24 protein-coding genes and 4 tRNA genes are annotated in these 26,140 nt (G+C 42.4%); 23 read left to right on the top strand and 5 right to left on the bottom strand.

The window, feature by feature from the left end:
- Nucleotide 1: 1 nt before the first annotated feature.
- Both AACZ11_RS08540 and AACZ11_RS08535 read right to left on the bottom strand, forming a co-directional pair.
- On the bottom strand, nucleotides 2-685 hold the full coding sequence (locus tag AACZ11_RS08540; protein WP_290626847.1) for an ATP-binding cassette domain-containing protein: 684 nt from the start codon (nucleotides 683-685) through the stop codon (nucleotides 2-4).
- 34 nt (nucleotides 686-719) lie between these two features.
- Nucleotides 720-1,184, bottom strand: coding sequence for a tail fiber protein (locus AACZ11_RS08535; protein WP_290626846.1), 465 nt, complete (start codon nucleotides 1,182-1,184; stop codon nucleotides 720-722).
- 277 nt (nucleotides 1,185-1,461) lie between these two features.
- On the opposite strand from AACZ11_RS08535, the gene AACZ11_RS08530 reads away from it, so the two are divergent.
- The 3 genes from AACZ11_RS08530 to AACZ11_RS08520 all read left to right on the top strand — a co-directional run bounded on the left by AACZ11_RS08530 (nucleotide 1,462) and on the right by AACZ11_RS08520 (nucleotide 7,963).
- Nucleotides 1,462-4,482, top strand: coding sequence for a tetratricopeptide repeat protein (locus AACZ11_RS08530; protein WP_290626845.1), 3,021 nt, complete (start codon nucleotides 1,462-1,464; stop codon nucleotides 4,480-4,482).
- A gap of 30 nt (nucleotides 4,483-4,512) precedes the next feature.
- A complete protein-coding gene (locus tag AACZ11_RS08525; protein ID WP_290626844.1) occupies nucleotides 4,513-6,246 on the top strand; it encodes a TonB-dependent receptor in 1,734 nt (577 codons plus the stop codon).
- A gap of 82 nt (nucleotides 6,247-6,328) precedes the next feature.
- The gene (locus tag AACZ11_RS08520; protein WP_290626843.1) at nucleotides 6,329-7,963 is read left to right on the top strand and encodes an amidohydrolase; all 1,635 of its coding nucleotides are present in this window, start codon (nucleotides 6,329-6,331) and stop codon (nucleotides 7,961-7,963) included.
- 68 nt (nucleotides 7,964-8,031) lie between these two features.
- Here the strand turns inward: AACZ11_RS08520 and AACZ11_RS08515 are convergent, their stop codons facing one another.
- The gene (locus AACZ11_RS08515) at nucleotides 8,032-8,814 is read right to left on the bottom strand and encodes a membrane metalloprotease (RefSeq protein ID WP_290626842.1); all 783 of its coding nucleotides are present in this window, start codon (nucleotides 8,812-8,814) and stop codon (nucleotides 8,032-8,034) included.
- A gap of 47 nt (nucleotides 8,815-8,861) precedes the next feature.
- Here AACZ11_RS08515 and AACZ11_RS08510 point away from each other — a divergent pair, with 47 nt between their 5' ends.
- Nucleotides 8,862-9,398, top strand: coding sequence for a DUF2059 domain-containing protein (locus AACZ11_RS08510; protein ID WP_290626841.1), 537 nt, complete (start codon nucleotides 8,862-8,864; stop codon nucleotides 9,396-9,398).
- On the opposite strand, the gene AACZ11_RS08505 is transcribed toward AACZ11_RS08510, so the two are convergent.
- Nucleotides 9,373-10,092, bottom strand: coding sequence for a class I SAM-dependent methyltransferase (locus AACZ11_RS08505; protein ID WP_290626840.1), 720 nt, complete (start codon nucleotides 10,090-10,092; stop codon nucleotides 9,373-9,375). The genes AACZ11_RS08510 and AACZ11_RS08505 overlap by 26 nt on opposite strands.
- Before the next feature lie 27 nt (nucleotides 10,093-10,119).
- Here AACZ11_RS08505 and AACZ11_RS08500 point away from each other — a divergent pair, with 27 nt between their 5' ends.
- Entirely contained in the window at nucleotides 10,120-10,611 is a 492-nt protein-coding gene (locus AACZ11_RS08500) for a YkgJ family cysteine cluster protein (protein WP_290626839.1), read from the top strand.
- Nucleotides 10,612-10,614: 3 nt separating this feature from the next.
- On the opposite strand, the gene AACZ11_RS08495 is transcribed toward AACZ11_RS08500, so the two are convergent.
- Nucleotides 10,615-11,913: a DUF1343 domain-containing protein gene (locus tag AACZ11_RS08495; protein WP_290626838.1), complete on the bottom strand. Its 1,299-nt coding sequence runs from the start codon at nucleotides 11,911-11,913 to the stop codon at nucleotides 10,615-10,617.
- Between the two features lie 9 nt (nucleotides 11,914-11,922).
- Here AACZ11_RS08495 and AACZ11_RS08490 point away from each other — a divergent pair, with 9 nt between their 5' ends.
- The 18 genes from AACZ11_RS08490 to tuf all read left to right on the top strand — a co-directional run.
- Nucleotides 11,923-13,158 (top strand): FtsX-like permease family protein, encoded by a 1,236-nt coding sequence (locus AACZ11_RS08490; RefSeq protein WP_290626837.1) that lies wholly within the window; start codon nucleotides 11,923-11,925, stop codon nucleotides 13,156-13,158.
- A 209-nt stretch (nucleotides 13,159-13,367) separates the two neighbouring features.
- A complete protein-coding gene (locus AACZ11_RS08485) occupies nucleotides 13,368-14,348 on the top strand; it encodes a cysteine synthase family protein (protein WP_290626836.1) in 981 nt (326 codons plus the stop codon).
- Nucleotides 14,349-14,412: 64 nt separating this feature from the next.
- Entirely contained in the window at nucleotides 14,413-14,772 is a 360-nt protein-coding gene (locus tag AACZ11_RS08480; RefSeq protein ID WP_290626834.1) for a DUF202 domain-containing protein, read from the top strand.
- Between the two features lie 39 nt (nucleotides 14,773-14,811).
- A complete protein-coding gene (locus tag AACZ11_RS08475) occupies nucleotides 14,812-16,086 on the top strand; it encodes a DUF2851 family protein (protein ID WP_290626832.1) in 1,275 nt (424 codons plus the stop codon).
- A gap of 31 nt (nucleotides 16,087-16,117) precedes the next feature.
- On the top strand, nucleotides 16,118-16,348 hold the full coding sequence (locus AACZ11_RS08470; protein ID WP_290626830.1) for a PspC domain-containing protein: 231 nt from the start codon (nucleotides 16,118-16,120) through the stop codon (nucleotides 16,346-16,348).
- Nucleotides 16,345-17,355, top strand: coding sequence for a potassium channel protein (locus tag AACZ11_RS08465; RefSeq protein WP_290626828.1), 1,011 nt, complete (start codon nucleotides 16,345-16,347; stop codon nucleotides 17,353-17,355). Before AACZ11_RS08470 ends, AACZ11_RS08465 begins: the two co-directional genes overlap by 4 nt.
- Nucleotides 17,356-17,449: 94 nt before the next feature.
- A complete protein-coding gene (locus AACZ11_RS08460) occupies nucleotides 17,450-19,075 on the top strand; it encodes an alanine/glycine:cation symporter family protein (protein ID WP_290626826.1) in 1,626 nt (541 codons plus the stop codon).
- Nucleotides 19,076-19,089: 14 nt separating this feature from the next.
- Nucleotides 19,090-19,962 (top strand): helix-hairpin-helix domain-containing protein, encoded by an 873-nt coding sequence (locus AACZ11_RS08455; RefSeq protein ID WP_290626824.1) that lies wholly within the window; start codon nucleotides 19,090-19,092, stop codon nucleotides 19,960-19,962.
- Nucleotides 19,963-20,005: 43 nt separating this feature from the next.
- A complete protein-coding gene (locus AACZ11_RS08450; protein ID WP_290626822.1) occupies nucleotides 20,006-21,172 on the top strand; it encodes an acyl-CoA dehydrogenase family protein in 1,167 nt (388 codons plus the stop codon).
- Nucleotides 21,173-21,307: 135 nt separating this feature from the next.
- On the top strand, nucleotides 21,308-22,672 hold the full coding sequence (locus AACZ11_RS08445) for a carboxypeptidase-like regulatory domain-containing protein (RefSeq protein WP_290626820.1): 1,365 nt from the start codon (nucleotides 21,308-21,310) through the stop codon (nucleotides 22,670-22,672).
- Nucleotides 22,673-22,759: 87 nt separating this feature from the next.
- Nucleotides 22,760-22,954, top strand: a complete 195-nt coding sequence (gene rpsU / locus AACZ11_RS08440; RefSeq protein WP_034259098.1) for a 30S ribosomal protein S21 — start codon at nucleotides 22,760-22,762, stop codon at nucleotides 22,952-22,954.
- A 135-nt stretch (nucleotides 22,955-23,089) separates the two neighbouring features.
- Complete coding sequence (locus AACZ11_RS08435; protein WP_290626818.1) at nucleotides 23,090-23,980, top strand: tyrosine-type recombinase/integrase; 891 nt, start codon at nucleotides 23,090-23,092, stop codon at nucleotides 23,978-23,980.
- A 24-nt stretch (nucleotides 23,981-24,004) separates the two neighbouring features.
- Nucleotides 24,005-24,307, top strand: coding sequence for a ribosome-associated translation inhibitor RaiA (gene raiA, locus AACZ11_RS08430; RefSeq protein WP_290626816.1), 303 nt, complete (start codon nucleotides 24,005-24,007; stop codon nucleotides 24,305-24,307).
- Nucleotides 24,308-24,407: 100 nt separating this feature from the next.
- Nucleotides 24,408-24,484: transfer RNA gene (locus tag AACZ11_RS08425), tRNA-Thr, on the top strand.
- 67 nt (nucleotides 24,485-24,551) lie between these two features.
- Nucleotides 24,552-24,633 (top strand) — tRNA-Tyr (locus AACZ11_RS08420).
- Nucleotides 24,634-24,811: 178 nt separating this feature from the next.
- A tRNA-Gly gene (locus AACZ11_RS08415) sits at nucleotides 24,812-24,884 on the top strand.
- 91 nt (nucleotides 24,885-24,975) lie between these two features.
- Nucleotides 24,976-25,047, top strand: a tRNA-Thr gene (locus tag AACZ11_RS08410).
- Nucleotides 25,048-25,101: 54 nt separating this feature from the next.
- On the top strand, nucleotides 25,102-26,140 hold a 1,039-nt coding region (gene tuf / locus AACZ11_RS08405; protein ID WP_339832133.1), incomplete at its 3' end, for an elongation factor Tu.

The raw sequence follows: 26,140 nt of genomic DNA, 5'->3' as shown, positions 1-26,140 counted from the left end.
GCTATACTGTCTTTTGAACCACTTCGAAGATCTGACTTTCGTCGCATTTTAAGGTTTTTGAGGGATACTTTAATAGCAATGCGTAGTCGTGTGTCGCCATTAAGATCGTATTGCCGTTCTTGTTGATCTCCTGTAACACTTCCATGACCTCCACACTGGTCTGTGGGTCTAAATTTCCGGTAGGTTCGTCTGCCAAAATTAGCTCCGGGTCGTTCAATAAGGCTCTTGCAATAGCCACCCTTTGTTGTTCACCGCCCGATAATTGATATGGAAATTTGAACGCTTTTGTTTTCATTCCTACTTTGTCCAAAACGTCATTGATCCTAGTCTCCATGGCTACCTTGTCCTTCCAACCTGTAGCCGTTAGTACGAACCATAGATTGTCCCGTACAGTGCGATCGTTCAGGAGCTTGAAATCTTGAAAAACAACGCCCAACTTTCTTCTTAAAAAAGGAATGTCCTTTTCCTTTAAGCTGGGTAAATCGTATCCCACAATGGCACCTTCTCCTTTTTGTAAAGGAAGATCGCCATAGAGGGTTTTCATAAAGCTACTTTTTCCCGTTCCTGTTTTACCAATAAGGTATACAAATTCTCCTTTTTCAACGGTTACATTTACATCAGAAAGTATAAGATTCTCTCTTTGGAAGATCGAGGCGTCCTTTAAGAACAATACAGGTTGCGACATAGCGGAATTTTTTAGCAAAAATATCTAAATAAATTTAGTTACGAATGCTGGAAAGTTTTTCTTTTAATTCGTCGATTTCTTTTTGTTGTTCCAAGGTGTAAAGTGTAAGCTCTTCTAGTTTCTGAAGCAACAATAGATTCATTTCCTTCAGCGACATTCCGTTTTTTTCCATCTCTTCGGCACTGGGCACTCCCGGAAGATGGTGATTTACTTCTATGTATTTGGCAATTTCCTGCAAGGAAGGAAAAGTATAGTCGGGAGCCAACAGAGAAATTCCGTTAAAATAGGCTTCAAAAACATAATCAGGCGCAACAGCGCCATCAAGATCTACCAGTACTTCTTGAGTGTGGATCTTTCCTTTTACCGTGAGAAGTTCATCCGGTGTCTCAGTCCCTATACCAATTTTCCCGTTTTTTTCGGTAAGGTTATTAAACGGATTGCGTTGTGCAAATAGTACTGTGCTCAAAAGTAGAAGGCCGATAAGTAGTATATTTTTCATGAAGTGAACTTTTGAAAGATCGATAGTGGTTTAAAAGTACTGCTTTTTTAGGAAAGTGAGATCTCCTTCTTATAAAACATACTTATCACAAAATTGTTGCGTTATTAACACAATTGTAAGGTGCCCAAGAAGTCTCTGTGAAAAAATAAATGGTGCAACGATACTCATTTTTTTTCTTTGGCTCTATTGTTGATTTAAATGTTAAAAACTTGAACAGACCTTCTTTGCTGCAAAGTGCGAAGATGTATCTTTACAGAAGCAAAAAAAACATACTAATATGCTGAAAAACCTCATAATCCCAACACTTTTCCTACTTACGACCTTAACTTTTCAAGCACAACAAACCGCGGTTTTCACCAACGAGTTGGTCGATTTCAACAAGGCGGTAGAACTGTACAATAACAATCAGTTTTTAGCTGCGCAAAGCCTCTTTTCTAAGGTGAAGGCTTCGGCACAGGACGAAACTATTGAAGGCGACTGTGCTTACTATATTGCCAATTGTGCCGTACGGCTCAATCAACAAGATGCAGATGCATTAATGGAGGAGTTTGTGGAGGAATATCCAACCAGTATTAAACGTAACGATGCCTATATCAATGTGGCCAATTATTATTTTGAGAACGGAAAATACTCGTATGCCCGAAAATGGTACGATAAAGTAGACGAAGCCGGCGTTCCCAGAAGCGAACGCGATAAGTTCTACTTTAATAATGGCTATGCATACTTTCAGAATAAAAGGTACAGCGAAGCCAAGAAATATTTCAACAGAGTAAGCACTTCCGAAAAATACGGAGCACAGGCCAAATACTATTTGGGTTTTATTGCCTACGAAGGGGACGATTACGAAGAGGCAAATGAACTTTTTGAAGAGGTTAAGGATGAAGAGCGCTATGCCGAGGGCTTATCGTATTATCAAGCCGATATGAACTTTAAACTCGGGAAGTTTCAAAAGGCTATTGACATGGGCAAGGAACAATACGATAATTCAAATCCGCAGGAGAAGAGTGAGCTTTCTAAGATCATTGGGGAGAGTTATTTCAATCTCGAACAGTATGCAGAGGCGATTCCATACTTAAAAGAATACAAAGGGAAACGCGGCAAGTGGAATAATACAGATTACTACCAGTTAGGCTACGCCTATTATAAACAAGGAGACTATCAAAATGCCATTAACGAATTCAACAAGATCATTGATGGGAAGAATGCGGTAGCTCAGAACGCATATTACCACTTGGCGGAAAGTTATTTGAAGCTTGGTCAGAAACAGCAGGCTCTCAATGCATTTAAAAATGCTTCAGAGATGGACTATTCTGAAGAGATCCGTGAAGATGCTTGGCTCAATTACGCGAAATTGAGCTATGAAATAGGAAATAGTTATAAAAGTGCCCCACAAGTGCTTCTTTCCTTTATAGAGACATATCCCAACAATAAGAACAACGAAGAACTCAAGGACCTGCTTATCAATTCTTACATTACATCAAGAAACTACAAGGCCGCCATGGAACTGCTGGAGAACAATAAGTCGTTCGAAAATAAAGTAGCCTATCAAAAGGTGGCGTTCTTCCGTGGTACTGAGTTGTACAACGAAGGGAACTATACCGAAGCTAAAAATTTCTTTAACCTCTCATTAAATGAACCTCGCGATCCCATATATACTGCGAAAGCTACGTTTTGGAATGCCGAGAGCGACTACCAACTTACTAATTTTGAAGAAGCGCTCATAGGTTATAAACAATTTATGCAATTACCAAGTGCGTCCCGTACTTCAGAAATGCAGCACAGCAAATACAACCTTGCGTATGCCAATTTCAAACTCAAACAGTATCCCGAAGCGATCACCAATTTTAAAGACTATGTTGCATCGTCTACCGCCGAAGGTGCCCGGAAGAAGGATGCTTTCCTGCGTTTGGGGGATAGCTACTTTGTGACAAGCCAGTACTGGCCGGCGATGGAGAATTACAATGAAGCGATTCGTTTGGGGACCGCAGACGAGGACTATGCGGCCTTTCAAAAGGCGATTAGTTTTGGTTTTGTGGATCGCACCCAAAGCAAGATCGACGGACTTCAGGAATTTGTTGTCAAGTACCCTCGCTCGGTGTATCGGGATGATGCTTTGTACGAGTTGGGTAATACCTATGTGGCACAGGAAAATACTAACGATGCCATCGCTGCATACGACAAACTTATTCAGGAGCTGCCAAAGAGTAGTTTTGTGGCACGCGCACTGCTTAAAAAAGCATTGATATTCGACAATACGGGGAAGAGTAATGAGGCGCTGGCCTTATTTAAACGAGTTGCAAAGGAGTATCCTTCCACGCCCGAAGCACTGCAGGCTGTTGCCTCTGCGAAAATTATTTATATCGATCAAGGGAAGGTGGACGCTTATGCGGCGTGGGTAAGCACCTTAGACTTTGTGGAGATCGAAGATGCCGAGGTCGACGACGCTACCTATCTGGCAGCAGAACAACCATACCTGGAGAACAAACCCAAAGTGGCTATAACACGATTTGAAGGGTATTTGGATCAGTTCCCCAATGGCCGACATGCTCTGCAGGCTCATTTTTATCTGGGTCAGTTGTATTTTGCTGAAAATGCTTCGGAAAAGGCGATCTCACATTACGCCTTTGTCGTTGGGAAGGAGCGAAGCGAATTTACAGAACAGGCGTTGGCACGTATTTCTGAAGCCTATCTCGCGAAGAAGGACTATGAAAATGCCATAACGTATCTCAAGCGTTTAGAGGTGGAAGCAGATTTTCCGCAGAATATCATCTTTGCTCAAACCAATAGCATGAAGGCCAGCTACGAACTGAAACAATACGCCGAAGCGGTGACGTATGCTGAAAAAGTGCTTCAGAATGCAAAGATCGATAACGCCATTAAAAGTGATGCACAAGTTATTATTGCCCGTGCAGCCATGAAGACCAATAACGAAGCCAAAGCACGTGCTGCCTATGCCGAAGTGGCTAAGATCGCTACCGGCCAATTGGCGGCCGAAGCGCTGTACCACGATGCTTATTTTAAGAATAAGGATGGAATGTTCGAGGCTTCAAATACGGCAGTTCAAAAACTTGCCAAAGAATATAGCGGTTACAAGTATTTTGGTGCAAAGGGGCTCGTGCTTATGGCCAAGAACTTCTACGCATTGGACGATGCATATCAGGCGACTTATATTTTGGAGAGCGTCATCAAGAATTTTGCAGAATTTACCGACGTGGTCGAGGAGGCCAAAGCCGAGTTGACCGTGATAAAAGCGGCCGAGGCCAAGACCAACGCATCGGTTGAAACCAACGGAAACTAAGCCCATTTCACTAACAACATACCTATTCACATGTCAAAGAAACGCATAGCCTCACATCTTTTATTGCTACTTATAATCTTCCCGGTCCTGTTATTCGCACAAGAGGACAATTTGGGAACCGAAGTAGTGAACATCGTAAAACCTTATACGCCCACAATTTCAGATGCTTTCAAAGTAAAGGAGACCCCCGTTCTAAACGACTCTGTTACAACACAGAAGAAGGAAGTCGTCTACACGATTTTTTCCGTTCCGGTAGCATCTACCTTTACACCGGCTAAAGGGAAGGCTACAACGGTTGAAAAAGCAAAGCCCATCAAATTATATGATAATTATGCCACTTTGGGATTTGGTAACTACACCAGCATCCTTGGTGAATTGTACAGTAATTTTGAAATAAGCAGGACCGATAACGCCGGCTTCTTTTTCAGACATAATTCTTCACAAGGCGATATCGATGGCGTTCGTTTGGAGAACAAATACTACGACACCCGTTTGGATGGCCATTATACCAGCAGACAACGTGATGCTTCTTATACGTTGGAAGCCGGATTGCAACATCAGCTCTTCAATTGGTACGGACTCCCGGAAAGTTTTGATACCGCTCCCGACGAATTCATTGCCGCATTCGATCCACAACAGACGTATTTTAATGGCTATGTTGGTGGAAACATAAGTTTAGATGAATCTATGTTTGAAGGACTTTCTGCTAAAATCCGATATTTGGGTGATGCCTATGGTTCTTCTGAATTCAATCTAAGAGCGCAACCGGAATTTTCTTTTCCCCTCACCGATTTCACTCTTACTGTTGAGGGTGATGTGGATTACCTATCGGGTAGCTTCGAACGTAATTATTTTGCTGAAATGCCAATTAAATACAGTTTCCTCAATGCGGGAATAGCGCCTTCTTTGGTGTATGTTGATACCGATCTTACGCTATCATTAGGTGTTGCAGCCTATGCAAGCTTGGATACCGAGAACAGTGATACTAACTTTTCCATTGCTCCTAGAATCAATGTATCCTACAGATTGGTCGATGAATTGCTTATTGCGTATGGAGGGGCCGAAGGTGGTTTGCAACAAAACAGCTACTACTTGTTTAAAGAACAAAACCCGTTTGTCTCTCCAACCTTGCAAGTGATGCCTACACAGCAACTTTACAATGCTTTTGGAGGATTAAAAGGGAAATTATCCAATTCGGTGGGATACAATCTGCGAGCTGCGTATGGTAAGGAAGATGATAAAGCCCTGTTTGTTATGAATCCTTTAAATGATGTGGCGCCCACAGAAGCATATCAATACGGAAATTCTTTTCAGGTGGTCTACGACGATGTGAATACATTATCGATTTTCGGAGAATTAAAAGTAGAAATGTCCGATGTGTTTACGTTGGGGATTAGTGGTGAATACTTAAGTTATACGACGACCAACGAAGCCCAACCTTGGAATTTACCCGACCTAAAAGCGACCCTCTTTTCCAATTTCAATATCACCGAAGAAATTTACGGTGGGGCCTCCCTGTTCTATATAGGAGAACGTATGGACCGTATCATTGCCTACAGCCCTTTGGTCGATCCTTTCCCAACCGAGGTCACCCTAGAAGGCTATCTGGATGCCAATGTTCATGTAGGGTATCGCGTGAACGAACGTTTGGCCATTTTTGTTAAAGGGAGCAATCTGCTTAGCGATAATTATGAGAAGTGGTATAACTATCCCGTACAGGGTATCCAAGGCTTGTTGGGAGCAACTTATAAATTCGACTGGTAGAGAGGCATCCAAATAATTTATTTATTAAAAGCATCCGGTTTTATCTGGATGCTTTTTTTATTTTTACTGAAAACCCAACCCAATGAAACATTTTCTCTATTTCAGCTTCCTGCTTGTATGTATTTCTTGTGCTCCTGAAAAAATGACTGCCGATTTACTGGTAAAGAATGCCAACATATATACTGTGAACAATGGTTTTGAAAAGGCTGCGGCATTTGTGGTAAAGGATGGAAAGATCCTCGAAATTGGATTAAAACCCGAATTGGAACTGAAGTATAATTTTAAAGAATCCTTTGATGCTAAAGGTAAGACCATCGTTCCGGGATTGATCGATGCACATGCGCATCTCTTCGGTCTGGGACTGAATCTTCAGGATGTGGATTTAGTGGATACAAAAAGTTTCGACGAAGTAGTGGAGCGGGTGGTGGCTTTTCAGAAGAAACACAACAAAGCCTATATAATCGGGCGAGGTTGGGATCAAAACGATTGGGACATTAAGGAGTTTCCTACGCGAGAAAAGTTGGATTCTTTGTTTCCAAACACGCCTGTGTCCCTAAGACGTATCGACGGTCACGCCATGTTGGTAAACAAAAAAGCATTGGAACTTGCCGGGATCACAGCGACAACTAAGGTCCCGGGGGGTGAAGTGATCGTTAAAGATGGTGAACCTACCGGCGTATTGATCGATGGCGCGATGCAACTCGTGAGTGCTACGTTTCCGAAGCTTACAAAACAAGATATCGCCGAAGCCTTACTGGACGCACAACAATTGTGTTTGGAAATGGGGCTTACTACGGTTAACGATGCCGGTTTGTCAAGGGAGGTCATTGAAACGATCGACAGCCTACAGAAAGCCGGTACCATGCAGTTGCGTGTGTATGCGATGGTGAGTGCAGGTACCCCTTCCATGGATCATTATTTGTCTGCCGGAAAATTTAAAACCGACCGATTGAACGTACGCTCTGTTAAAGTTTATGGCGATGGCGCTTTAGGTTCACGTGGTGCAGCCATGCGTGAGCCCTATAGTGATCAGCCGGGACATTACGGATTGGTGATCACTAATGAAGCACAGTTGCGCACTTTAGCCGATCGAATCGCGGCTGCAGGTTTTCAAATGAATACACATGCGATCGGCGATTCGGCAAATGTTTCGGTGTTACGTGTCTATACTGAAGCACTCAAAGACCAAAAGGATCCTCGCTGGAAGGTAGAACATGCACAGATCGTCACCCCTTCCGACTATGCTTATTTTTCTGAAAAGATCATTCCCTCCATACAGCCCACCCACGCTACAAGCGATATGTATTGGGCCGAAGACAGGGTAGGGCCGGAGCGTATAAAAGGAGCGTATGCATATAAATCGCTCTTAGAGCAATCGGGTACCATTGCCTTAGGTACCGATTTTCCGGTAGAAAGAGTGAACCCGATGTATACGTTCTATGCGGCCGTTGCGCGAAAGGACCTGAAGCATTTTCCCGAGAATGGCTATCGCATGGAAGAAGCCCTAACCCGCGAGCAGACCTTAAAAGGAATGACTCTTTGGGCTGCCTATTCCAACTTTGAAGAATCCGAAAAAGGGAGTATTGAACTTGGGAAATATGCAGATTTTACCGTATTGGATGCAGATATCATGACCATCCCGGCAGACAGCATCCCAAAAGTAAAAGTGAATGCAACATTCATCAACGGTAAAAAAGTGTATGAAAGCCAGATGTAAAATAGATATAAAAAAATATATTTTAAACCTTAAACCTTAAACCTTAAACCTTAAACCTTAAACCCCTTTCACTTCCCGCCTTTGGCTTGGAGGTCTGCGATACATAGCGGGTCCAAAGCGGGAACACTGTTGCGTTGGTTAAAACGAGCGACGATCGCGCGACCGTTATTGCTTTCAAAATACATAAGACATTCTTCAACAACACAGTGCTTAGAATTGGAAGGGTCTTCATGATCGGTATGGATATCGTCATTTTGAAGGTTTACCAGACCGAGTATATGTCCAAGTTCGTGTTGAATGGTAGTAGACTCTAAGGTAGCTAGATCGATGGTAGGGTTATTGAACACCAGGTCTCGTAAGGTCTTTTCGTAGATAACAATAGACGTGTTTTGATACGCGGTTCCCAAGGTAACGGTCGTTTGCGTATCGTTGGATGATGATCCGTTCGCAAAAAAAATATAGACTGCCATGGTATCCCCTTCCGTATAGATCGTTCTGTTCTCATCCTCAATATCCCTAATCTCTTGAATTGTAAAAGGAGCTCCTTCAGCTAGGTCGACGTTTGTTTGCACGATGGAAATACCCCCGGGTTTATTCAAACGGGCTTCCAAAAAGTCTTGAAGTTCAGCGATAGCGGTATTGCTGGGGCGATAAATTTCATTAAAGACCAGCTCTATCTTGAGTGTTCCGTATATATCGTCACTAAGCAGGTCCTCTGCCGAAACTCCTAGTGGTTTTCTATTTTCTGCTTTGAAATCTTCAATTTGAGGCGCCTCATCATCACTCTTACAACTAAGGAGTCCAAGCGCTAAGAACACATAAAGCAAAGGGGTATAGGGGGTAAAACGCATATCTATTTTTTTGTACTTTTAGCAAACATAATCTATTAGAGAATCCTATGAAAATCCACTCTTTGTTTTTAACGCTTTTTTGTGTGATTTGTTTTTCAGCAAACGCACAAGTGGATACTTTTCAAAAGGACATTGTCGAATTACTGAACAATAATGGTACCAATCTTCAACGTGAAGAATCGTATGACACGATGTTCAATTCGTTGCAGCAGCAATTTAGCACAGCCAATGTTCCGGACGCTTTTTGGGAACAACTTCAAGAGGATAAGTCGGAAGCGATTCAAGCGTTGGTCACTTTTTCTACCTTCGCCTATCGGAAGCATTTCACCCAACAGGAAATTCAGCAAATGATTGCTTTTTATGGTACAGAAGCCGCACAGAAACGGTTTGTCCAAAAGGTCCCACTTTCAGAAAAGGAAGCAGAAATAATCACGCAATTTTTTCAAACCGACCTTTGGATAAAACTCGAGGCCCGACAGCAGCTACTTTCAAAAGATCTTTTAGAAATTCGCAAACACTGGAGCCGTGATCTCTTTGCTAAAAAGATGAGTGCGCTTGTCAAGGCCGGCTATGTTCCACAGTAGTAAGGCGGGCCAAATAATCGTAGTGTTCTCCTCTTGCAACGATCTCGAAGTGTAGACCGTTCGAAATACAGGCCTCTTCAAAAAGTTCTTCATCCAGATACAACCAATCAAACCATTCACTGGTTTCGCCTTTATAGCGCATGGTAAATTCCAGTTCGCCGTAATAATGAGTGCCGGGAACCCAGATCCCGCCATCCTCACCTGCGTCGTACATATATTGAAGGTCGCTGGAATCGATAAGGATCTGTCCGCCGGGAGCCAAGAGTGATTTTAAATGCTGAAGGTATTGCGAAACATGAAATAAGGTGCCGAAAATACCGCTACCATTCATTAGCAGCAACAGCGTATCAAAAGTAGGTCCTTCAAACTGAAGCAGGGAAGTGTGCACCACATGGTGAACTCCTCGCAAGCGACTTACGGTAACGGCTCCTTCGGAAACGTCTATGGCCGTCACTTTATGGTTTTGTTGCTGTAAGTAAAGTGAATGGCTTCCGGAACCACACCCAATATCCAAGACCCTGCCCTTGGCAGCCTTTAAAGCTGTTTGTTCAATAAGGGGCATTTCAGAAAAAGAACGAAAGAGATATGGCAGCGGCAAGACATCTTCCTCACTTATATTTGTTTCGGTGATGATATCTTCACTGTAGTTTCCGTGGTAATAATCTAATAAGGCAGTGCCTAGAACATCTTTCATGTTAGATTGTTGTATTTTTGAACCGCTATGGAAGATATCCTAAAACAACTCCCGCAACGCGCCAAAGATACGCATAACGAGAACAAAAAATTCTTCACTAAACTGAAGAAAAAACCGCCCAAAAAGTTGGATGAGCTTATGGTTTCACTTCACGAAGCCGAATTTGAACGCACCGATTGTTTGCAGTGTGCAAATTGTTGTAAGACCACGGGACCGCTGTTCACTCCTAAGGATATTGAGCGTATCGCCAAACACTTCCGAATGAAACCACAACACTTCATTGAAACCTATCTGCGGGTGGATGAAGAGGACGATTATGTATTGCAACAAGTTCCCTGCACCTTCTTAGGAGCAGATAATTATTGTAGTATTTATGAGGTGCGTCCCAAGGCTTGTAGAGAGTTTCCTCATACCGACCGGAAGAAATTTCAGCAAATATCCAATCTTACCTTGAAAAATGTAGCGATTTGTCCTGCAGCTTTTAATATCGTTGAGGAAATGAAAAAACGACTTCCTTAGGGATCAAGGATAGCGCATGTATTTTTGTCGCATTTTGTCATAAGCTGCTAAAGGGTCCAGCCAAGTTGCGCGAATTTCAGAATACGTATATCCTTGTTCGATCTGTCGCTGAAGTTTTTTAGTTCCCGCTAGTTTGGTGAAAAAATCTGTAAAAAATTCTTTTTTGTTTCCATAGGCAGCATATGCCTCTATCAACCATTCTAAATTGAGTTTGTCGACTCTTGGATGCTTCCGAAGGTCAACTCCGTTGCAAACCTGTCCTTCGAATTTAGGATGTTTCGCTCCCTCATTGGGTTGTGGCGTGAACTGAAACGGAAAATACGTACTTGGAAGCTCGGGGGCTCCAAATACTTGAAATTGCATACTAGTTCCTCTGCCTGCACTTAAAGGCGTTCCTTCAAAGAAACATAGACTGGGATACAGGTTAATGGCTGTGTCGTTAGGCAGGTTTGGAGAAGGTTTTACAGGTAGTGAATACGCGGTTTCATGGGTATAATTGCGCATCGGAATGACCGTTATCCTACATTGTAAATTATTAGACAGCCAGCCTTCTCCGTTGATCATTTGCGCATATTCACCTATGGTCATGCCGTGCACCACCGGTACCGGGTGCATGCCCACAAAGCTTGCATGTTCTTTCTCAAGAATGGGACCGTCGATATAATGACCATTAGGATTGGGTCTGTCGAGAACTATCAAGGGAATATTGGCTTCGGCACAGGCTTCCATTACGTAATGAAGTGTCGAAATATAGGTATAAAAACGTGCACCTACATCTTGGATATCAAACACCATAAGCTCAATCCCCTCTAGCTGCTTTTGTGATGGTTTTTTATTTGCACCATATAAGGAAATGATGGGAATTCCGGTGCGCTGGTCGACACCATCCTTTACCAATTCCCCGGCATCCGCAGTTCCGCGAAACCCATGCTCGGGCGCAAATACCTTTTGTATATCGATCTTATGGTAGGTTAAAAAATCTACCAAATGGAGCCCTTTGTCAGGATCGGGTAGATTTTTAAGTGATGAATGTGTATAGAGGTTAGAGGTTTGGTTCGCGACGATGCCTATTTTTTTACCCGATAAAAGCGTAAGATAAGCTTCCGGGTTATCGGCGCCCACGATCACTGTATTGGCAGAAAAATCAGATACTTTTACCGTATCGTGGATTATAATGTCTTCTTTCCCGTTTTGGACCGGGTCGCCCGAAGCATTCGGCTTTTCTTCGGTATTCTGACTTCCGCAGGAAAAAGAAACCAGAAGCCATAAGAAAAATGTATTTTTGAAAAAAGTTAATCGCATAGTATTCCTGTGAATTTCGAATTCTTTATCGCTCGGCGCATCATTGCAGCCAAAGACTATAAAAGTAGTATTTCGGCACCAATAATAAAAATTGCTATTACGGCGATCGCATTAGGAATTGTAATGATGTTGATTTCCATTGCCACGGGTGTCGGACTTCAAAAAAAGATCCGTGAAAAGGTGTCTGCTTTCAATGGTGATATCATCATAACCAACTTCGACACCAACATGTCCAACGATTCGCAGATTCCTATCTCGAAGAATCAAGATTTCTACCCTAATTTCACCGGCGTCGAAGGGATTGACCATATTCAGGTGACAGCATCCAAAGGCGGTGTGATCCGCACCGAAACCGATTTCGAAGGCGTGGTGGTTAAAGGGGTGGGGCCCGACTATAATTGGAAATACTTTACAGATTTTTTGCAGGAGGGAAGACTGCCAAATTATTCGAATGGATTGAACGCCGAAGTAATGATCTCGGAATACTTGGCAAATCGACTTCAATTACAGTTAGGAGATAAGATCGTTACTTTTTTCCTCAACGACGACACCTCCAAGGCACCTCGTAGCAGAGGGTTCGATATCGTGGGGATCTACAACAGTGGATTTCAGCAATTCGACGAACAATTCGTCATGGCAGATATACGCCACATACAACGCCTTAATAAATGGGAAGATGACCAGATAGGGGCATTTGAGGTATTTGTTGAGGACTTTGATAACATAATTCCTGTTGGAAACGCCGTATACAATCAAACGTCCAGTACGTTGGACACCCAGACCATACGTGATAAGTACGGTTCTATCTTTGAGTGGCTCGACCTGTTCGATTTTAACATCGCTCTCATTATAGGGATTATGATCCTGGTGGCGGGGATCAATATGATCACGGCCTTGCTGGTCTTAATTCTGGAACGAACACAAATGATAGGTATCTTGAAAGCGCTGGGCAGCAGTGATTGGAGCATCCGCAAGGTCTTTATCTATAACGCTATGTACCTCATTGGCGTAGGACTTTTTTGGGGGAACTTGATTGGCTTAGGATTGTTGTTCACCCAACAACAGTTCAAACTATTCCCCTTAGATCCTGACACCTATTACGTTACCGAAGCTCCGGTTTATTTGGATCTGGGATACATACTTGCGCTAAACGCCGGGACCTTTGTATTGTGTTTGTTTATGCTCCTTATCCCGTCCTACATTATCGCAAAGATTTCGCCGGTAAAGGCGATCCGTTTTGAATAGTGGGGCGTTGCCTCATTCGCATGTCGCACAACGCCATGCTCAAGGCCCGGGCTTTCCGCTGTATCTCTCAGTGCACTGCCGCCGGCAGACACCTCGAGGATGACGCTTCAATCCCTAACGCAAATGCTTGCAGCGTTACTGCCTAAATCATACCTTTGCAGCCGCAATCTCCAAAAGGAGTAAAAAGTGGCTCTTATCAAGAAAATAAAATGGAATACGCAAAGAATATATTAGAGACCATTGGGAATACCCCCTTGGTAAAGATCAACAAACTTGCCGAGGAGATCCCGGCTCTGGTGCTGGCCAAATACGAGACCTTCAACCCGGGCAATTCGGTCAAGGATCGCATGGCTGTGAAGATGATCGAGGACGCTGAAGCCGACGGCCGACTCAAACCCGGAGGGACCATCATTGAGGGCACCAGCGGGAATACAGGCATGGGACTAGCTTTGGCTGCTATTGTAAAAGGCTATAAAATGGTTTGCGTGATGAGCGATAAACAAAGCAAGGAAAAGATGGATATCCTGCGTGCCGTAGGTAGCGAAGTTATAGTTTGCCCTACCGATGTGGCACCTACAGATCCCCGCTCTTATTATTCTACTTCCAAACGACTTGCTGATGAAACGCCCAACAGCTGGTACGTGAATCAGTATGACAATCTTAGCAATACCAAAGCCCATTACGAAAGTACCGGACCGGAGATCTGGCGACAAACTAACGGAAAGATCACACATTTTGTAGTTGGGGTAGGTACCGGAGGTACCATTAGCGGAGTAGGAAAATATCTAAAAGAACAAAATCCAAACATTAAAGTGTGGGGAATCGATACCTACGGTAGTGTCTTTAAGAAATACCACGAGACAGGAATCTTCGACGAGAATGAGATCTACCCGTATGTCACAGAAGGCATCGGGGAAGACATCCTACCAAAGAATGTGAATTTTGACATTATCGATGGGTTTACGAAGGTAACCGATAAGGATGCAGCGGTCTATACTCAAAAACTGGCGCGTGAAGAAGGGATGTTCTTAGGAAATTCGGCCGGAGCGGCGATGAAGGGTGTGTTGCAATTGAAAGAACATTTTACCAAGAACGATGTGGTAGTTGTGCTTTTTCACGACCACGGGAGCAGGTATGTGGGAAAGATGTTCAACAATGATTGGATGAAAAAGATGGGATACCTCGAGTAAGCATTCATGAATTTTATAAAACAGAATCCTGCTTTTCTAAGCAGGATTTTTTATTTTTAGGGGAATGAAAACACAAGCACAGCGATTGTTTCGGTTTTTGCGTACCAAACCGGTACCGGTAAATACCCGGGAAATTCTTGCGCTTGAGCGAACAAAACTTGCTAACGAACGTACCTTATTGGCATATATAAGAGCATCGTTGTACCTGTTGTTGGGTGGATTGGCGCTCTTGCAATTAAAAGATTTTGAGAGCATCCACTGGTTGGGTTATGTTGCGCTTGTTGTGTGTGTGGTTTTCTTGACTATTGGGATCGTTCGTTTTATCATTTTGAAACGCAGATTGTACAAATGGAATCGAATCCTCTTTTCCGATACGATCTCTGAAGATTCACAGACATCTTCGGCTCCTACCGAAGAAAAATAATATACTCTTACTTCAACTCCCCACCTTAATTCCGGATTCATGAAAGAAGAATTCCTGCATTATGTGTGGCAGTTTCAGAAATTTGACAACCACAATTTGAAGACCGCCCAAGGTCAGTCGTTACAAATTATAGCACCGGGGAGCCATAACCACGATTCGGGTCCCGATTTTTTCAATGCGCAGATCGTGATCGAGGGTCAGTTGTGGGCAGGGAATGTGGAGCTTCATATAGCGTCATCACAATGGTATTTGCATCAACACCATACAGACACAGCTTACGATTCGGTGATCCTCCATGTTGTATGGGAACACACTTCCGAAGTATTGCGAAAAGACACTACCTGCATTCCCACACTGGAATTAAAGAACCGCATTCCAAAGCAGATACTGAGGACTTACGAAAAACTTTTTTCGGCCGAGACAAAATGGATTCCTTGCGAACAGTCGATGCCTCCCATCGACACCTTTACCTATGCGCATTGGTTGGAACGTCTTTATGTTGAGCGCTTGGAGAAAAAGGCGCGCTTTTTAGCAACGCGGGCCTCACAATTGAACAACCATTGGGAAGCTCTGTTATTTGAAATGTTGTGCAAGAACTTTGGATTGAAAGTAAATGGTCCCGCTTTTTTGAGTATTGCACAGTCCGTCTCGTTCTCTTTAGTTCAAAAATGCAGCGATCACTTAGTATCGCTGGAAGCTTTGTTGCTGGGTCAGGCCGGTTTGCTCGATATCGTTGCTGAGGCCCCTTATTTTAAAGAGCTACAAGGTACACACCGGTACATTAAACATAAATATCATCTGTCGGGTGATGGGATCATTCCTCCTAAATTCTTCAGATTACGACCTTCTAATTTTCCAACCATTCGTTTGGCACAGGTAGCCGCTTTGTACGTAACCCACAGCCACTTGTTTTCGAAAGTAATCACGGTTCGAGAGATGCCCGATCTATACCGACTGTTTACTGTTGAAACAAGCGAATTCTGGAAAACACATTATACATTTACCTCGCGTTCCAAAGAGCGGAATACACAGCTAACCGGAAAATTTATTGACCTTTTAGTCCTGAATACGGTGCTTCCTATGCGGTTTGCTTACTTTCGATCTTTAGGGAATCACGCTTCCGAAGAAACCCTACAATGGGCCTTGGCACTCCCTCCTGAAGCAAACTCCACGATAAAAAAATTTCAAGAACTGGGCGTGACTGCTACTTCTGCATTTGAGAGTCAGGCGCTGCTTCAGCTTAAGGAATTCTATTGCGATACGCGTCGTTGTTTGAACTGCGAAATAGGCAACGCAATGTTAAAAAGAACCTAATAGTATTCGGTAAAAATTGTAATTTGCATACATGTTACAACTGGTGTACAGAATTAGACATTATTTTGAAAAGCGAGGGTTCTATGTATGTTCCCGACTAGCCGACCGCTTGGGAATGCGTGCTAAAAGTGTGCGGCTCTTCTTTATCTATGTTTCTTTTGCCACCATGGGAGTAGGGTTTGCCATCTACCTTACCATTGCGTTCTTACTGAAACTGAAAGATTTGTTATTTACCAAACGAACATCGGTGTTTGATCTATGATAAAGTTATTTCAATCTAAGATAGCGGGGGCATTGGTACTGCTCATCACGGTGGTGTTTGCGGGGATCTTTGGCTTTCGGTTCTTCTTCAATTACGAATGGATCGATGCCATGTATATGACCATCATCACCATTACTACGGTAGGGTTTGGTGAATTACACCCCCTAAGTCCGGCCGAAAAGATTTTTACTTCAGCCCTTATAATTTCAAGTATCTTTATTGTTGGTTATGCGATTACGGTTATTTCTGAATACATTCTCAGTAAGAACAACATTGGTAATTTAAGACAGAAAAAAGTGGAGAAACAAATTAAAGCATTACGTGATCACGTGATCATTTGTGGTTTTGGAAGAAACGGAAAACAGGCTGCGCAAAAATTATTAGCCTATGATCAACAGTTTGTTGTTATAGAGTGGGATGAAGGTATCGTCGAACGGCACAGAGATGAGGAATACTTGTTTGTAAATGGCAATGCTATTGAAGACGAGGTCTTGATCCGTGCCGGTGTCGAACGGGCCAAAACGCTTATCTGTGCGCTTCCCGGTGATGCCGATAATCTTTTTATTGTCTTGTCTGCGCGCCAAATGAATCACAGACTAAAGATCATAAGTCGTGCGACTGAAGAAACAAGCTACAAGAAATTGAAATTGGCGGGAGCCGATAACATCATTATGCCCGATCGCATTGGAGGCGATCACATGGCATCCTTAGTAGTTGTACCGGATTTAATCGAGTTTCTCGATAACTTATCTGTTTCAGGAGAACAAGACAGTATGAATGTTGAGCAAATCCCCTTCGAAAAAATGTGCCCCGACGGGGTGGAACAATCCATTAGCGAACTGGATGTACGCAAAAAAACAGGCTGCTCGATAATAGGGTACAAATCGCCCCAAGGGGAATATATAGTGAACCCGGAACCCTCACTCATCATTAAAAAGAATTCCAAGCTCATCCTCATTGGTAGGCCCAACCAAATAGATAATTTAAAACAATTATATAACGTTTAAGATTTCGTTAACAATTATCCACCCAAAAATTTGAATTCGTGTTTTTTTTTAGCATCTTGCTTAGCTTAAAAATAGTCTCACTAAAAAACCCATTATGAAGAAACTTCTTCTTTCCCTTTTTACAATACTAACCCCACTTTTATCCTTTGCTCAAGAACCAAGTACCTCCGAAAAGATAGATGCTACTTTTCGAGATTATACAGGTTGGTTCGTACAAGGGATTTTCTACGAAATACCTTTTTCTGAAGAATTCAAGATTCCATGGGTGCTTATTGTACTTATTGGGGGTGCGGTCTATTTTACTATCTATTTCAAACTGATCAATTTTACCGGATTTGGTACGGCGATCAAAGTTGTTCGAGGAAAATACGAGGACATCGAAAAACACGGTGTAGATACGCTCTATGGCGATGTGACCGAAAATGAAGGAGAGAATATCATTGAAACCATTCGCGACGATAGTGCCGACGGTGAGGTTTCCCACTTTCAGGCCTTGACAGCAGCCCTATCTGCAACGGTAGGACTTGGTAATATTGCCGGAGTTGCTGTGGCTTTATCAATTGGAGGACCCGGAGCAACCTTTTGGATGATTCTCGCAGGTTTACTGGGGATGGCTTCTAAGTTTGCCGAATGTACCCTAGGGGTAAAATACCGTGATGTAGGACCGGACGGAACGGTTTATGGAGGGCCTATGTATTACCTAACAAAAGGCCTTCGTGAGAAAGGAGCCGGAATGTTAGGTAAAATTCTCGCAATCCTGTTTGCTATCTTCGTGATTGGTGGATCGTTTGGAGGAGGGAACATGTTTCAAGCCAATCAGGCAGCGGCACAGTTCATCAAATTGTTCGAAATAGAGAATGCCAATGGCGGGATGTATTTTGGAATTGTTATGGCAATTCTGGTAGCTGTTGTAATCATAGGCGGTATCAAACGAATCGCAAAAGTAACCGAAAAGGTTGTTCCTTTCATGGCCGGGATCTACGTATTGGCAGCCCTCATTATTTTGGGTGCTAATTTTACACTTATCGATGATGCGTTTAGCCTGATCTTCACGGGAGCCTTTTCCGGGCTCGGAATTGCAGGGGGTCTAATTGGGGTGATGATTCAGGGGATACGTCGTGGTGCGTTCTCTAACGAGGCCGGGGTTGGATCGGCTGCGATTGCGCACTCTGCGGTAAGAACAAAATATCCTGCCAGTGAAGGTATTGTGGCGTTGTTAGAGCCGTTTGTAGACACGGTTGTGATTTGTACCATGACAGCGTTGGTCATCATTATCACCAACTTTGACGGGGGCTTTATGGAATATGGAACGCCTATCAATGAGGGTGTGGAAATAACTGCTGTTGCCTTTGACAGTGTTATACCGCATTTCTCGATCATACTTACCGTCGCGGTAATATTATTCGCGTTCTCGACTATGATCTCATGGTCGTATTATGGCATGCAGGGCTGGAAGTATCTCTTCGGAAGAGGGCGTGTTACCGACCTTGTGTATAAAGTTTTGTTCTTGTTCTTTGTGGTGGTTGGTGCCTCTATTAGTTTGGGAGCCGTGATCGACTTTTCAGATGCGATGATCTTTGCCATGGTAGTGCCAAACATCATTGGGGTTGTCTTGTTAACTCCGGTAGTTCGAAAAGAACTGAACCGCTATATGAATGCTATTCGTAAGAAAGCAGAAGCGATAGACGATGGTGCTGAAGATTTGAGAAAACATATGTAATCATACAAAATAATATGAAGTTAAGATCCCACTTTACGTTTTCAAAACAGGAGCGAAGTGGGATTTTGCTTTTGGTGAGCTTGATCGTTGGAGTGATGGCCGCTTATTATTTTTTGGAAACTTCGGAAAAGACACACTTGGATGTTTCTTCTGCTGAAATACTGCAACTGCAAAAGGAACTGGATTCCTTGCGAACCGTCGAACTGGAACGTAGAAAGCCGAAACTGTATCCCTTCAATCCAAATTTTATAACCGATCATAAGGCATACTTATTGGGAATGACGCCTCAAGAATTCGATCGACTTAAATTGTTTCGGGAGAAGGATCAATGGATCAATTCTGCAACCGATTTTCAGCGGGTGACGAAGGTATCAGATTCGTTATTGGACGTCATACAACCCTATTTTAAATTCCCGGATTGGGTGACCAATCCAAAATCTGCCTCTAAAAAAAAAGCAGCCTACAACACACCAAAACCCTTTGCGCAAAAGGTCGATTTAAATGAGGCTTCCGCCGCCCAATTGCAAGAAGTATATGGTATTGGAGAAGCCCTATCCAAACGCATCATATCTTACAGAGAGAAGCTTGGAGGTTTCGCAGATGATATAGAACTGCATAATGTGTATGGTCTCGATAGCATGGTGATCAAGAGGGTGTTGGATCAATTCACCGTGAAATCGCCCAGGTTGGTTACGAAGATGGATCTCAATACGGCTTCAGCTTCAGATATAGCAACGATTCCGGGCATTTCTTTCGAATTGGCAAAACGCATCTGGGAATATCGAAAATTGCGAGAACGCATTTCAGATTTTTCAGAATTGGAGAAAATAGAAGGACTATCAGTCCACAAGTTACAGCTAATTCAGTTATATTTGTCCGTTGACTAAAGCGGACCTACACGTCCTTATCCCTAAACCCAAAACAGCTTATATGAGTAAGATGTACTTCACAGAAGAGCACGATTTTTTCAGAAAAAGTTTTCAGGATTTTTTACAAAAAGAGGTAGTACCCCATATTGAAAAGTGGGAAAAAACAGGGCATATAGAACGCTTCATTTGGGAAAAGTTTGGAGCCATGGGTTATTTTGGCATCAACTACCCCGAAGCGTATGGAGGCATGAATCTCGACCTGTTCTACACGGTAATTTTTTTAGAAGAACTGCAAAAGATCAATAGCGGTGGATTTGCTGCTGCCATGTGGGCTCATGCCTACTTGGCCATGACGCATTTGAACAAGGAAGGAAGTCATGAACAGAAAGAAAAGTATCTAGCGCCCAGCATTACCGGCGAGAAGATAGGCTGTCTTTGTATCACAGAGCCTTTTGGCGGAAGCGATGTTTCCGGTATGCGAAGTACTGCGGTAAAGAAGGGTGATTATTACCTCTTGAACGGATCTAAAACATTCATTACCAACGGAGTGTACAGCGACTATTTGATCGTAGCGGCTAAGACCAAACCCGAACTTGGTAATAAGGGGATTAGTATTTTTGTTGTGGATAGGGATGTGGATGGAATTTCTGCCACCAAATTGGATAAATTAGGATGGCGCGCCAGTGATACAGGTGAGATTGCATTTGACAATGTGAAGATTCCTGCTGAAAATTTGATGGGAGAAGAGAACCAAGGTTTTCCATATATCATGCAGCATTTTGCGCTGGAACGATTGATCATGGGAATCAACGCCCATGCCAGAAGCGAGTTTGCATTGGAATACACAATTCAATACATGAAGGATCGTATGGCCTTTGGAAAGAGTATTTCTAAATTTCAGGCCTTACGTCATCGGGTCGCACAACTCACTACCGAAGTGGAAGTGTGTAAGACCTTTAATTATGTTACAACCAAACGTTTAAATGATGGAGAATACGTGGTCAAAGAGGCTACCATGTCAAAATTGATTTCCACCAAGGTTTCTGATGAGGTCATGTACGAATGCCTTCAATTCTTAGGGGGATATGGATATATGGAAGAGTATCCGCTGGCCAGACTTTTTCGAGACAGTAGGTTGGGACCCATTGGAGGAGGAACTTCAGAGATATTGAAAGAGATCATCGCAAAGATGGTGATCGACGGTAAAGCATATAAGAAAGCCACTTAAGCTATAACAATGAGTGATCTTGCACTCCTTGTGTCAGGTTGTGGTATGTTATAATCTTTGGAGAACTATAGAATGAGAAATTCCTTTTTTAAACACATTAGCGCTATACTTATTTTTTGCGTATCCACAAGTGTCATGGCGCAAATTGATATTGAAAGCAAAGTTGTTGATTTTGCTACCTATCTGCCTATCGAAAATGCGAGTATATATATTAAGAATACGACCATTGGGACCGTAAGTAATGTGGATGGGAAATTTCTTTTGGTAGTTCCGCAAGAACATGTGCAGGACACCTTGGTGGTCTCGTCCATTGGTTACAAGAGCTATGAAACGGTGATCAATGCATTTGATCCAAGTATGGATATATTCCTCACAGAAGATGTGGCTTCTTTGGACGAAGTGATTCTCGTGGCAGATCCAAGGCCCACGACCGGTAATGGCGTGGTGCAAAAGGCTATCGAAAGATTATCGCGAAACCTACCGAGTACTCCCTATATACAAAAAGGGTTTCTGCGACATAAAGAGCGTAATAAAAAGGAATACAAATGGCTTATAGAGAGCGCCATTACAATGTACGATTCGGGATATGCTTCGAGGGCGGAAGAGCATCTTAAGATCAATGTAGATGAAATTAGAAAGAGTTATGACCTTAGGGAGGTCGACAGTCTGTATACCTATACGTCTTACCTCAAAAACCACCCACCCTACATCGACCTTAAATCAAAGCAGCTTCGGCGTGATACCATCGAAACGGCATCCCTAATAGAAGCTATTAAGTGGAACGACAGACGTGTGAATGGACTGGATAATCTTTTTCAAGGACGCCTTAATTTCTTACGGAATGCTACAGTAAGAAATGCGCTTTTTGGAGATAATCTATTAGAAATGCATCAATTTGAGGTGGATACCATCTTGGTAGATGATGGTAGAAAATTGTATAAGATCAAGATCTCCAAGGGAAAGGAGTATGTAGGGCTCAACACACGAAACATCTACAATGAAGGATACGAACCCAAAGGATGGTTGTACATATATTGGGATAATTATGCCTTTAAGAAAATAGAATACGAACTCGTAGCGGCTTCGCCTGCTCAAAAAGCACGGAGCAAAAGCCTTTTTGACACACAAACAAATCATAAATTGGTGATGACCTATCTGGAGTACAACGATAAAATGTATGCTAGCTATGTATATTACGAAACACCAAAATTAGTGAATGTAGGGGATCGATCTTCCGATCAGGAAAAAAATCTGGAAGAATCCGGAAAGAGCAAGGATGAGCAATATTATTATACAATTCAGGAAATTGTCTTCACAAAGATCATACAAGATCCCGAATTTGTTTTTGAGGCACTTCAAAGAGATTGGTCGCAGGACATCTTTACCTCCCGACCCTATAACAAGGAGTTCTGGAAAAACTATAATGTGCTATTGGAAAGCGAAGAAGAGCAGAAGCTAATTCAGGACCTAAGCAAAAGAGCAACCTTGTTCAAGCAATAATTTTATTAAAAATTCAATACAATATAGGTTGTAACTAAAAAAATATGTTTAATTTTGCCCCTCCAAAAGAGAGGAGGTGATGACACTATGTTAATAATACCAGTAAAAGACGGAGAAAATATCGATAGAGCGCTAAAGAGATTTAAGCGTAAATTTGACCGTACAGGGACGATGCGCCAATTGCGTAAGCGTCAAGCGTTCACAAAACCCTCAGTAGAGCGTAGAGCGCAAATTCAAAAAGCACAATATATTCAAGGACTAAGAGACGCGGAGGAGATCTAGACTCATTCCGTTCCTTTCATAAAAGTAAGATCCGTTAGCAACCTAACGGATCTTTTTTTTTGCAGTACGGTATGTATTCAAATTTGTATCTTACAAAAATTATGAACTATCCATAACCAATAGCGAGTCATCAAAATGCCGTTTTCAGATTTTATCGATTACTTGACCTTAGAAAAAAAGTATGCCGCCAATACGGTAGTGGCTTATAAGAACGATCTTGAGTGTTTTTTGGCGTTTGCTGAAAAAGAATTTAGCTACACAACTATTAAGGATGTGAATTATGCTGTGATTCGTAGTTGGATCGTATCCTTGGTCGATGCAGGCATCTCAAACCGAAGTGTAAACAGAAAGGTTTCCTCTTTGAGAACGTACTATAAATTTTTACTGAAGACCAAGCAGATTGATATCAATCCTCTTCTGAAACATCGTGCATTAAAAACAAGTAAGAAGCTACAGGTGCCCTTTTCAGAAAAAGAAGTGACACAGGTTCTGGATAACTTAGAAGGCGCTAATGATTTTGAAGGGGTTCGAAATAAGCTTATGGTCGAATTGTTCTATTCAACCGGCATGCGTCGAACCGAATTGGTGCACCTCAAACTAAAAAATATATCTCAAAGCGAAAAAACCCTTAAAGTTTTGGGTAAGAGGAACAAAGAACGCATCATACCGTTATTGCCTTCGGTATGTTTAACGCTGTCAAAATACCTTGAGTATCGAGAGCAATTAGAACACATTGTAGATCCGGAATATCTTTTCCTATCTGCCAAAGGCGTTAAAATATATGAAACGCTTGTTTACAGAATTATAAATAGTTACTTTAGTATGGCTTCAGAAAAAGTAAAAAAGAGTCCTCATATATTGCGGCATTCTTTTGCGACACATCTTTTAAATGAAGGAGCAGATTTAAACGCAGTCAAAGAACTGCTTGGGCATTCGAGTTTAGCCGCTACACAAGTTTACACACATAACAGTATTGCGACACTCAAAGAAGTGTATAAAAACTCGCATCCCCGAAATTCAAATTAAGTACGAATTTTAATTCTATCGCGTATGAAGGTAAATGTGCAAACTCCCAATTTCGTAGCCGATGTAAAATTGATCCATTTTATAGAACGGAAGCTAAACAAGCTGGAGCAGTTCTATGACAAGATTGTATTCGCAGATGTATTTTTAAAAGTTCAGAAGACCAGTGAAAAGCAAAACAAAATCGTTGAGATTTTGCTCAGTGTTCCCGGTGACGATCTTATCGTTAAAAAGGAAGCGAGAACCTTTGAAGTAGGTGCCGACGAATGCATTCATTCGTTGGAGCGTCAGCTTAAAAAACGCAAGCATAAACAAAGAGCGTATTTATAAGATTATTTTTTAAAAAAAGTTTTGTAGAAAAAATAAATTCTATACATTTGCAGTCCGTTAGAAATAGCGGACTTTTTTATGGCTAAAAAGTCGTTCAAAAGCCGATGTAGCTCAGCTGGCTAGAGCAGCTGATTTGTAATCAGCAGGTCGTGGGTTCGAGTCCCTCCATCGGCTCCAAAATTTCCTCGAAAGTGGAAGTTTTTGAAATATTGAAATTTGGGTTTTTGTTTTAAAAAATCCAGTTGGGGAGATACTCAAGCGGCCAACGAGGGCAGACTGTAAATCTGCTGACTATGTCTTCGCAGGTTCGAATCCTGCTCTCCCCACAAAAATTTCTGCGAAAGCGGGAAAAATTAGTTTCAGATAATGAACCGAGGGATTAGATAATTGGTTTAAAATTTGAAATATTGTTCCTTAAAATACTGGATACTTTTGAATGAGTTCTATGTAAAACTTTAAATTCTTTTTGGATTTGGTTTTTTGGGGGTTTATTCAAAATAAATTGCGGGAGTAGCTCAGTTGGTAGAGCGTCAGCCTTCCAAGCTGAATGTCGCCGGTTCGAACCCGGTCTCCCGCTCTATAATTTACGAGTTACGGTATGCGGTTTACGAATCGTAAACCTGCTTGCCGGAAGGCAGGTCATAAATCGGCAATCGTAAATCATTTTTGCCGGTGTAGCTCAGGGGTAGAGCGTTTCCTTGGTAAGGAAGAGGTCATGAGTTCAAATCTCATCATTGGCTCAACGTAGTACAAAATTGAACACTATTATATAACTAAGATTAAATTAATACAAAATGGCAAAAGCAACATACGATCGGTCCAAACCCCACTTAAACGTAGGGACTATTGGACACGTAGATCACGGTAAAACAACCTTAACTGCTGCGATTACAAAAGTAATGGCAGATGCTGGTTATTCAGAAGCTCGATCTTTTGATCAAATTGATAACGCTCCTGAAGAAAAAGAAAGAGGTATTACAATTAACTCTTCACACGTAGAGTATCAAACAGCAAATCGTCACTACGCACACGTTGACTGTCCTGGTCACGCGGATTACGTAAAGAACATGGTTACCGGTGCTGCTCAAATGGACGGAGCTATCTTGGTAGTTGCTGCTACCGATGGTCCTATGCCGCAAACACGTGAGCACATCCTTTTAGGACGTCAGGTTGGTATTCCTCGTATCGTTGTATTCATGAACAAAGTGGATATGGTAGACGATGAGGAGCTTTTGGAATTAGTTGAGATGGAGATTAGAGATCTACTTTCTTTCTACGAGTATGATGGAGACAATGGTCCTGTGATCGCTGGTTCTGCATTAGGTGCTTTGAACGGAGAGCAAAAGTGGGTTGATACAGTATTACAGTTGATGGAAGCTGTTGATACTTGGATCGAAGAGCCAACGCGTGAGATCGACAAGCCATTCTTGATGCCTATAGAAGATGTATTCTCTATTACAGGTCGTGGTACTGTTGCTACTGGACGTATTGAAACAGGAGTAGCAAACACCGGAGATCCTGTAGAGATCATCGGTATGGGTGCTGAAAAGTTAACTTCTACCATCACTGGAATTGAAATGTTCCGTCAAATCCTTGACAGAGGTGAGGCTGGAGATAATGCGGGTATCCTTTTACGAGGTATTGAGAAAAGCCAAATCTCTAGAGGTATGGTAATCTGTAAGCCTGGATCTGTAACTCCACACGCTAAATTTAAAGCCGAGGTTTACGTACTTAAGAAAGAAGAAGGTGGACGTCACACTCCATTCCACAATAACTACCGTCCACAGTTCTATGTAAGAACTACAGATGTTACGGGTACTATTAATCTTCCTA

Origin of the sequence: uncultured Altibacter sp. (assembly GCF_963972995.1) — a bacterium.
Classification (GTDB): Bacteria; Bacteroidota; Bacteroidia; order Flavobacteriales; family Flavobacteriaceae; genus Altibacter.
This window is presented reverse-complemented; position numbering and strand designations above follow the sequence as displayed.

Coding starts and splice junctions, on each gene's coding strand:
- AACZ11_RS08540 (WP_290626847.1), bottom strand. CDS start 685: ATGTCGCAACCTGTATTGTTCTTAAAGGACGCCTCGATCTTCCAAAGA.
- AACZ11_RS08535 (WP_290626846.1), bottom strand. CDS start 1,184: ATGAAAAATATACTACTTATCGGCCTTCTACTTTTGAGCACAGTACTA.
- AACZ11_RS08530 (WP_290626845.1), top strand. CDS start 1,462: ATGCTGAAAAACCTCATAATCCCAACACTTTTCCTACTTACGACCTTA.
- AACZ11_RS08525 (WP_290626844.1), top strand. CDS start 4,513: ATGTCAAAGAAACGCATAGCCTCACATCTTTTATTGCTACTTATAATC.
- AACZ11_RS08520 (WP_290626843.1), top strand. CDS start 6,329: ATGAAACATTTTCTCTATTTCAGCTTCCTGCTTGTATGTATTTCTTGT.
- AACZ11_RS08515 (WP_290626842.1), bottom strand. CDS start 8,814: ATGCGTTTTACCCCCTATACCCCTTTGCTTTATGTGTTCTTAGCGCTT.
- AACZ11_RS08510 (WP_290626841.1), top strand. CDS start 8,862: ATGAAAATCCACTCTTTGTTTTTAACGCTTTTTTGTGTGATTTGTTTT.
- AACZ11_RS08505 (WP_290626840.1), bottom strand. CDS start 10,092: ATGAAAGATGTTCTAGGCACTGCCTTATTAGATTATTACCACGGAAAC.
- AACZ11_RS08500 (WP_290626839.1), top strand. CDS start 10,120: ATGGAAGATATCCTAAAACAACTCCCGCAACGCGCCAAAGATACGCAT.
- AACZ11_RS08495 (WP_290626838.1), bottom strand. CDS start 11,913: ATGCGATTAACTTTTTTCAAAAATACATTTTTCTTATGGCTTCTGGTT.
- AACZ11_RS08485 (WP_290626836.1), top strand. CDS start 13,368: ATGGAATACGCAAAGAATATATTAGAGACCATTGGGAATACCCCCTTG.
- AACZ11_RS08480 (WP_290626834.1), top strand. CDS start 14,413: ATGAAAACACAAGCACAGCGATTGTTTCGGTTTTTGCGTACCAAACCG.
- AACZ11_RS08475 (WP_290626832.1), top strand. CDS start 14,812: ATGAAAGAAGAATTCCTGCATTATGTGTGGCAGTTTCAGAAATTTGAC.
- AACZ11_RS08470 (WP_290626830.1), top strand. CDS start 16,118: ATGTTACAACTGGTGTACAGAATTAGACATTATTTTGAAAAGCGAGGG.
- AACZ11_RS08465 (WP_290626828.1), top strand. CDS start 16,345: ATGATAAAGTTATTTCAATCTAAGATAGCGGGGGCATTGGTACTGCTC.
- AACZ11_RS08460 (WP_290626826.1), top strand. CDS start 17,450: ATGAAGAAACTTCTTCTTTCCCTTTTTACAATACTAACCCCACTTTTA.
- AACZ11_RS08455 (WP_290626824.1), top strand. CDS start 19,090: ATGAAGTTAAGATCCCACTTTACGTTTTCAAAACAGGAGCGAAGTGGG.
- AACZ11_RS08450 (WP_290626822.1), top strand. CDS start 20,006: ATGAGTAAGATGTACTTCACAGAAGAGCACGATTTTTTCAGAAAAAGT.
- AACZ11_RS08445 (WP_290626820.1), top strand. CDS start 21,308: ATGGCGCAAATTGATATTGAAAGCAAAGTTGTTGATTTTGCTACCTAT.
- rpsU (WP_034259098.1), top strand. CDS start 22,760: ATGTTAATAATACCAGTAAAAGACGGAGAAAATATCGATAGAGCGCTA.
- AACZ11_RS08435 (WP_290626818.1), top strand. CDS start 23,090: ATGCCGTTTTCAGATTTTATCGATTACTTGACCTTAGAAAAAAAGTAT.
- raiA (WP_290626816.1), top strand. CDS start 24,005: ATGAAGGTAAATGTGCAAACTCCCAATTTCGTAGCCGATGTAAAATTG.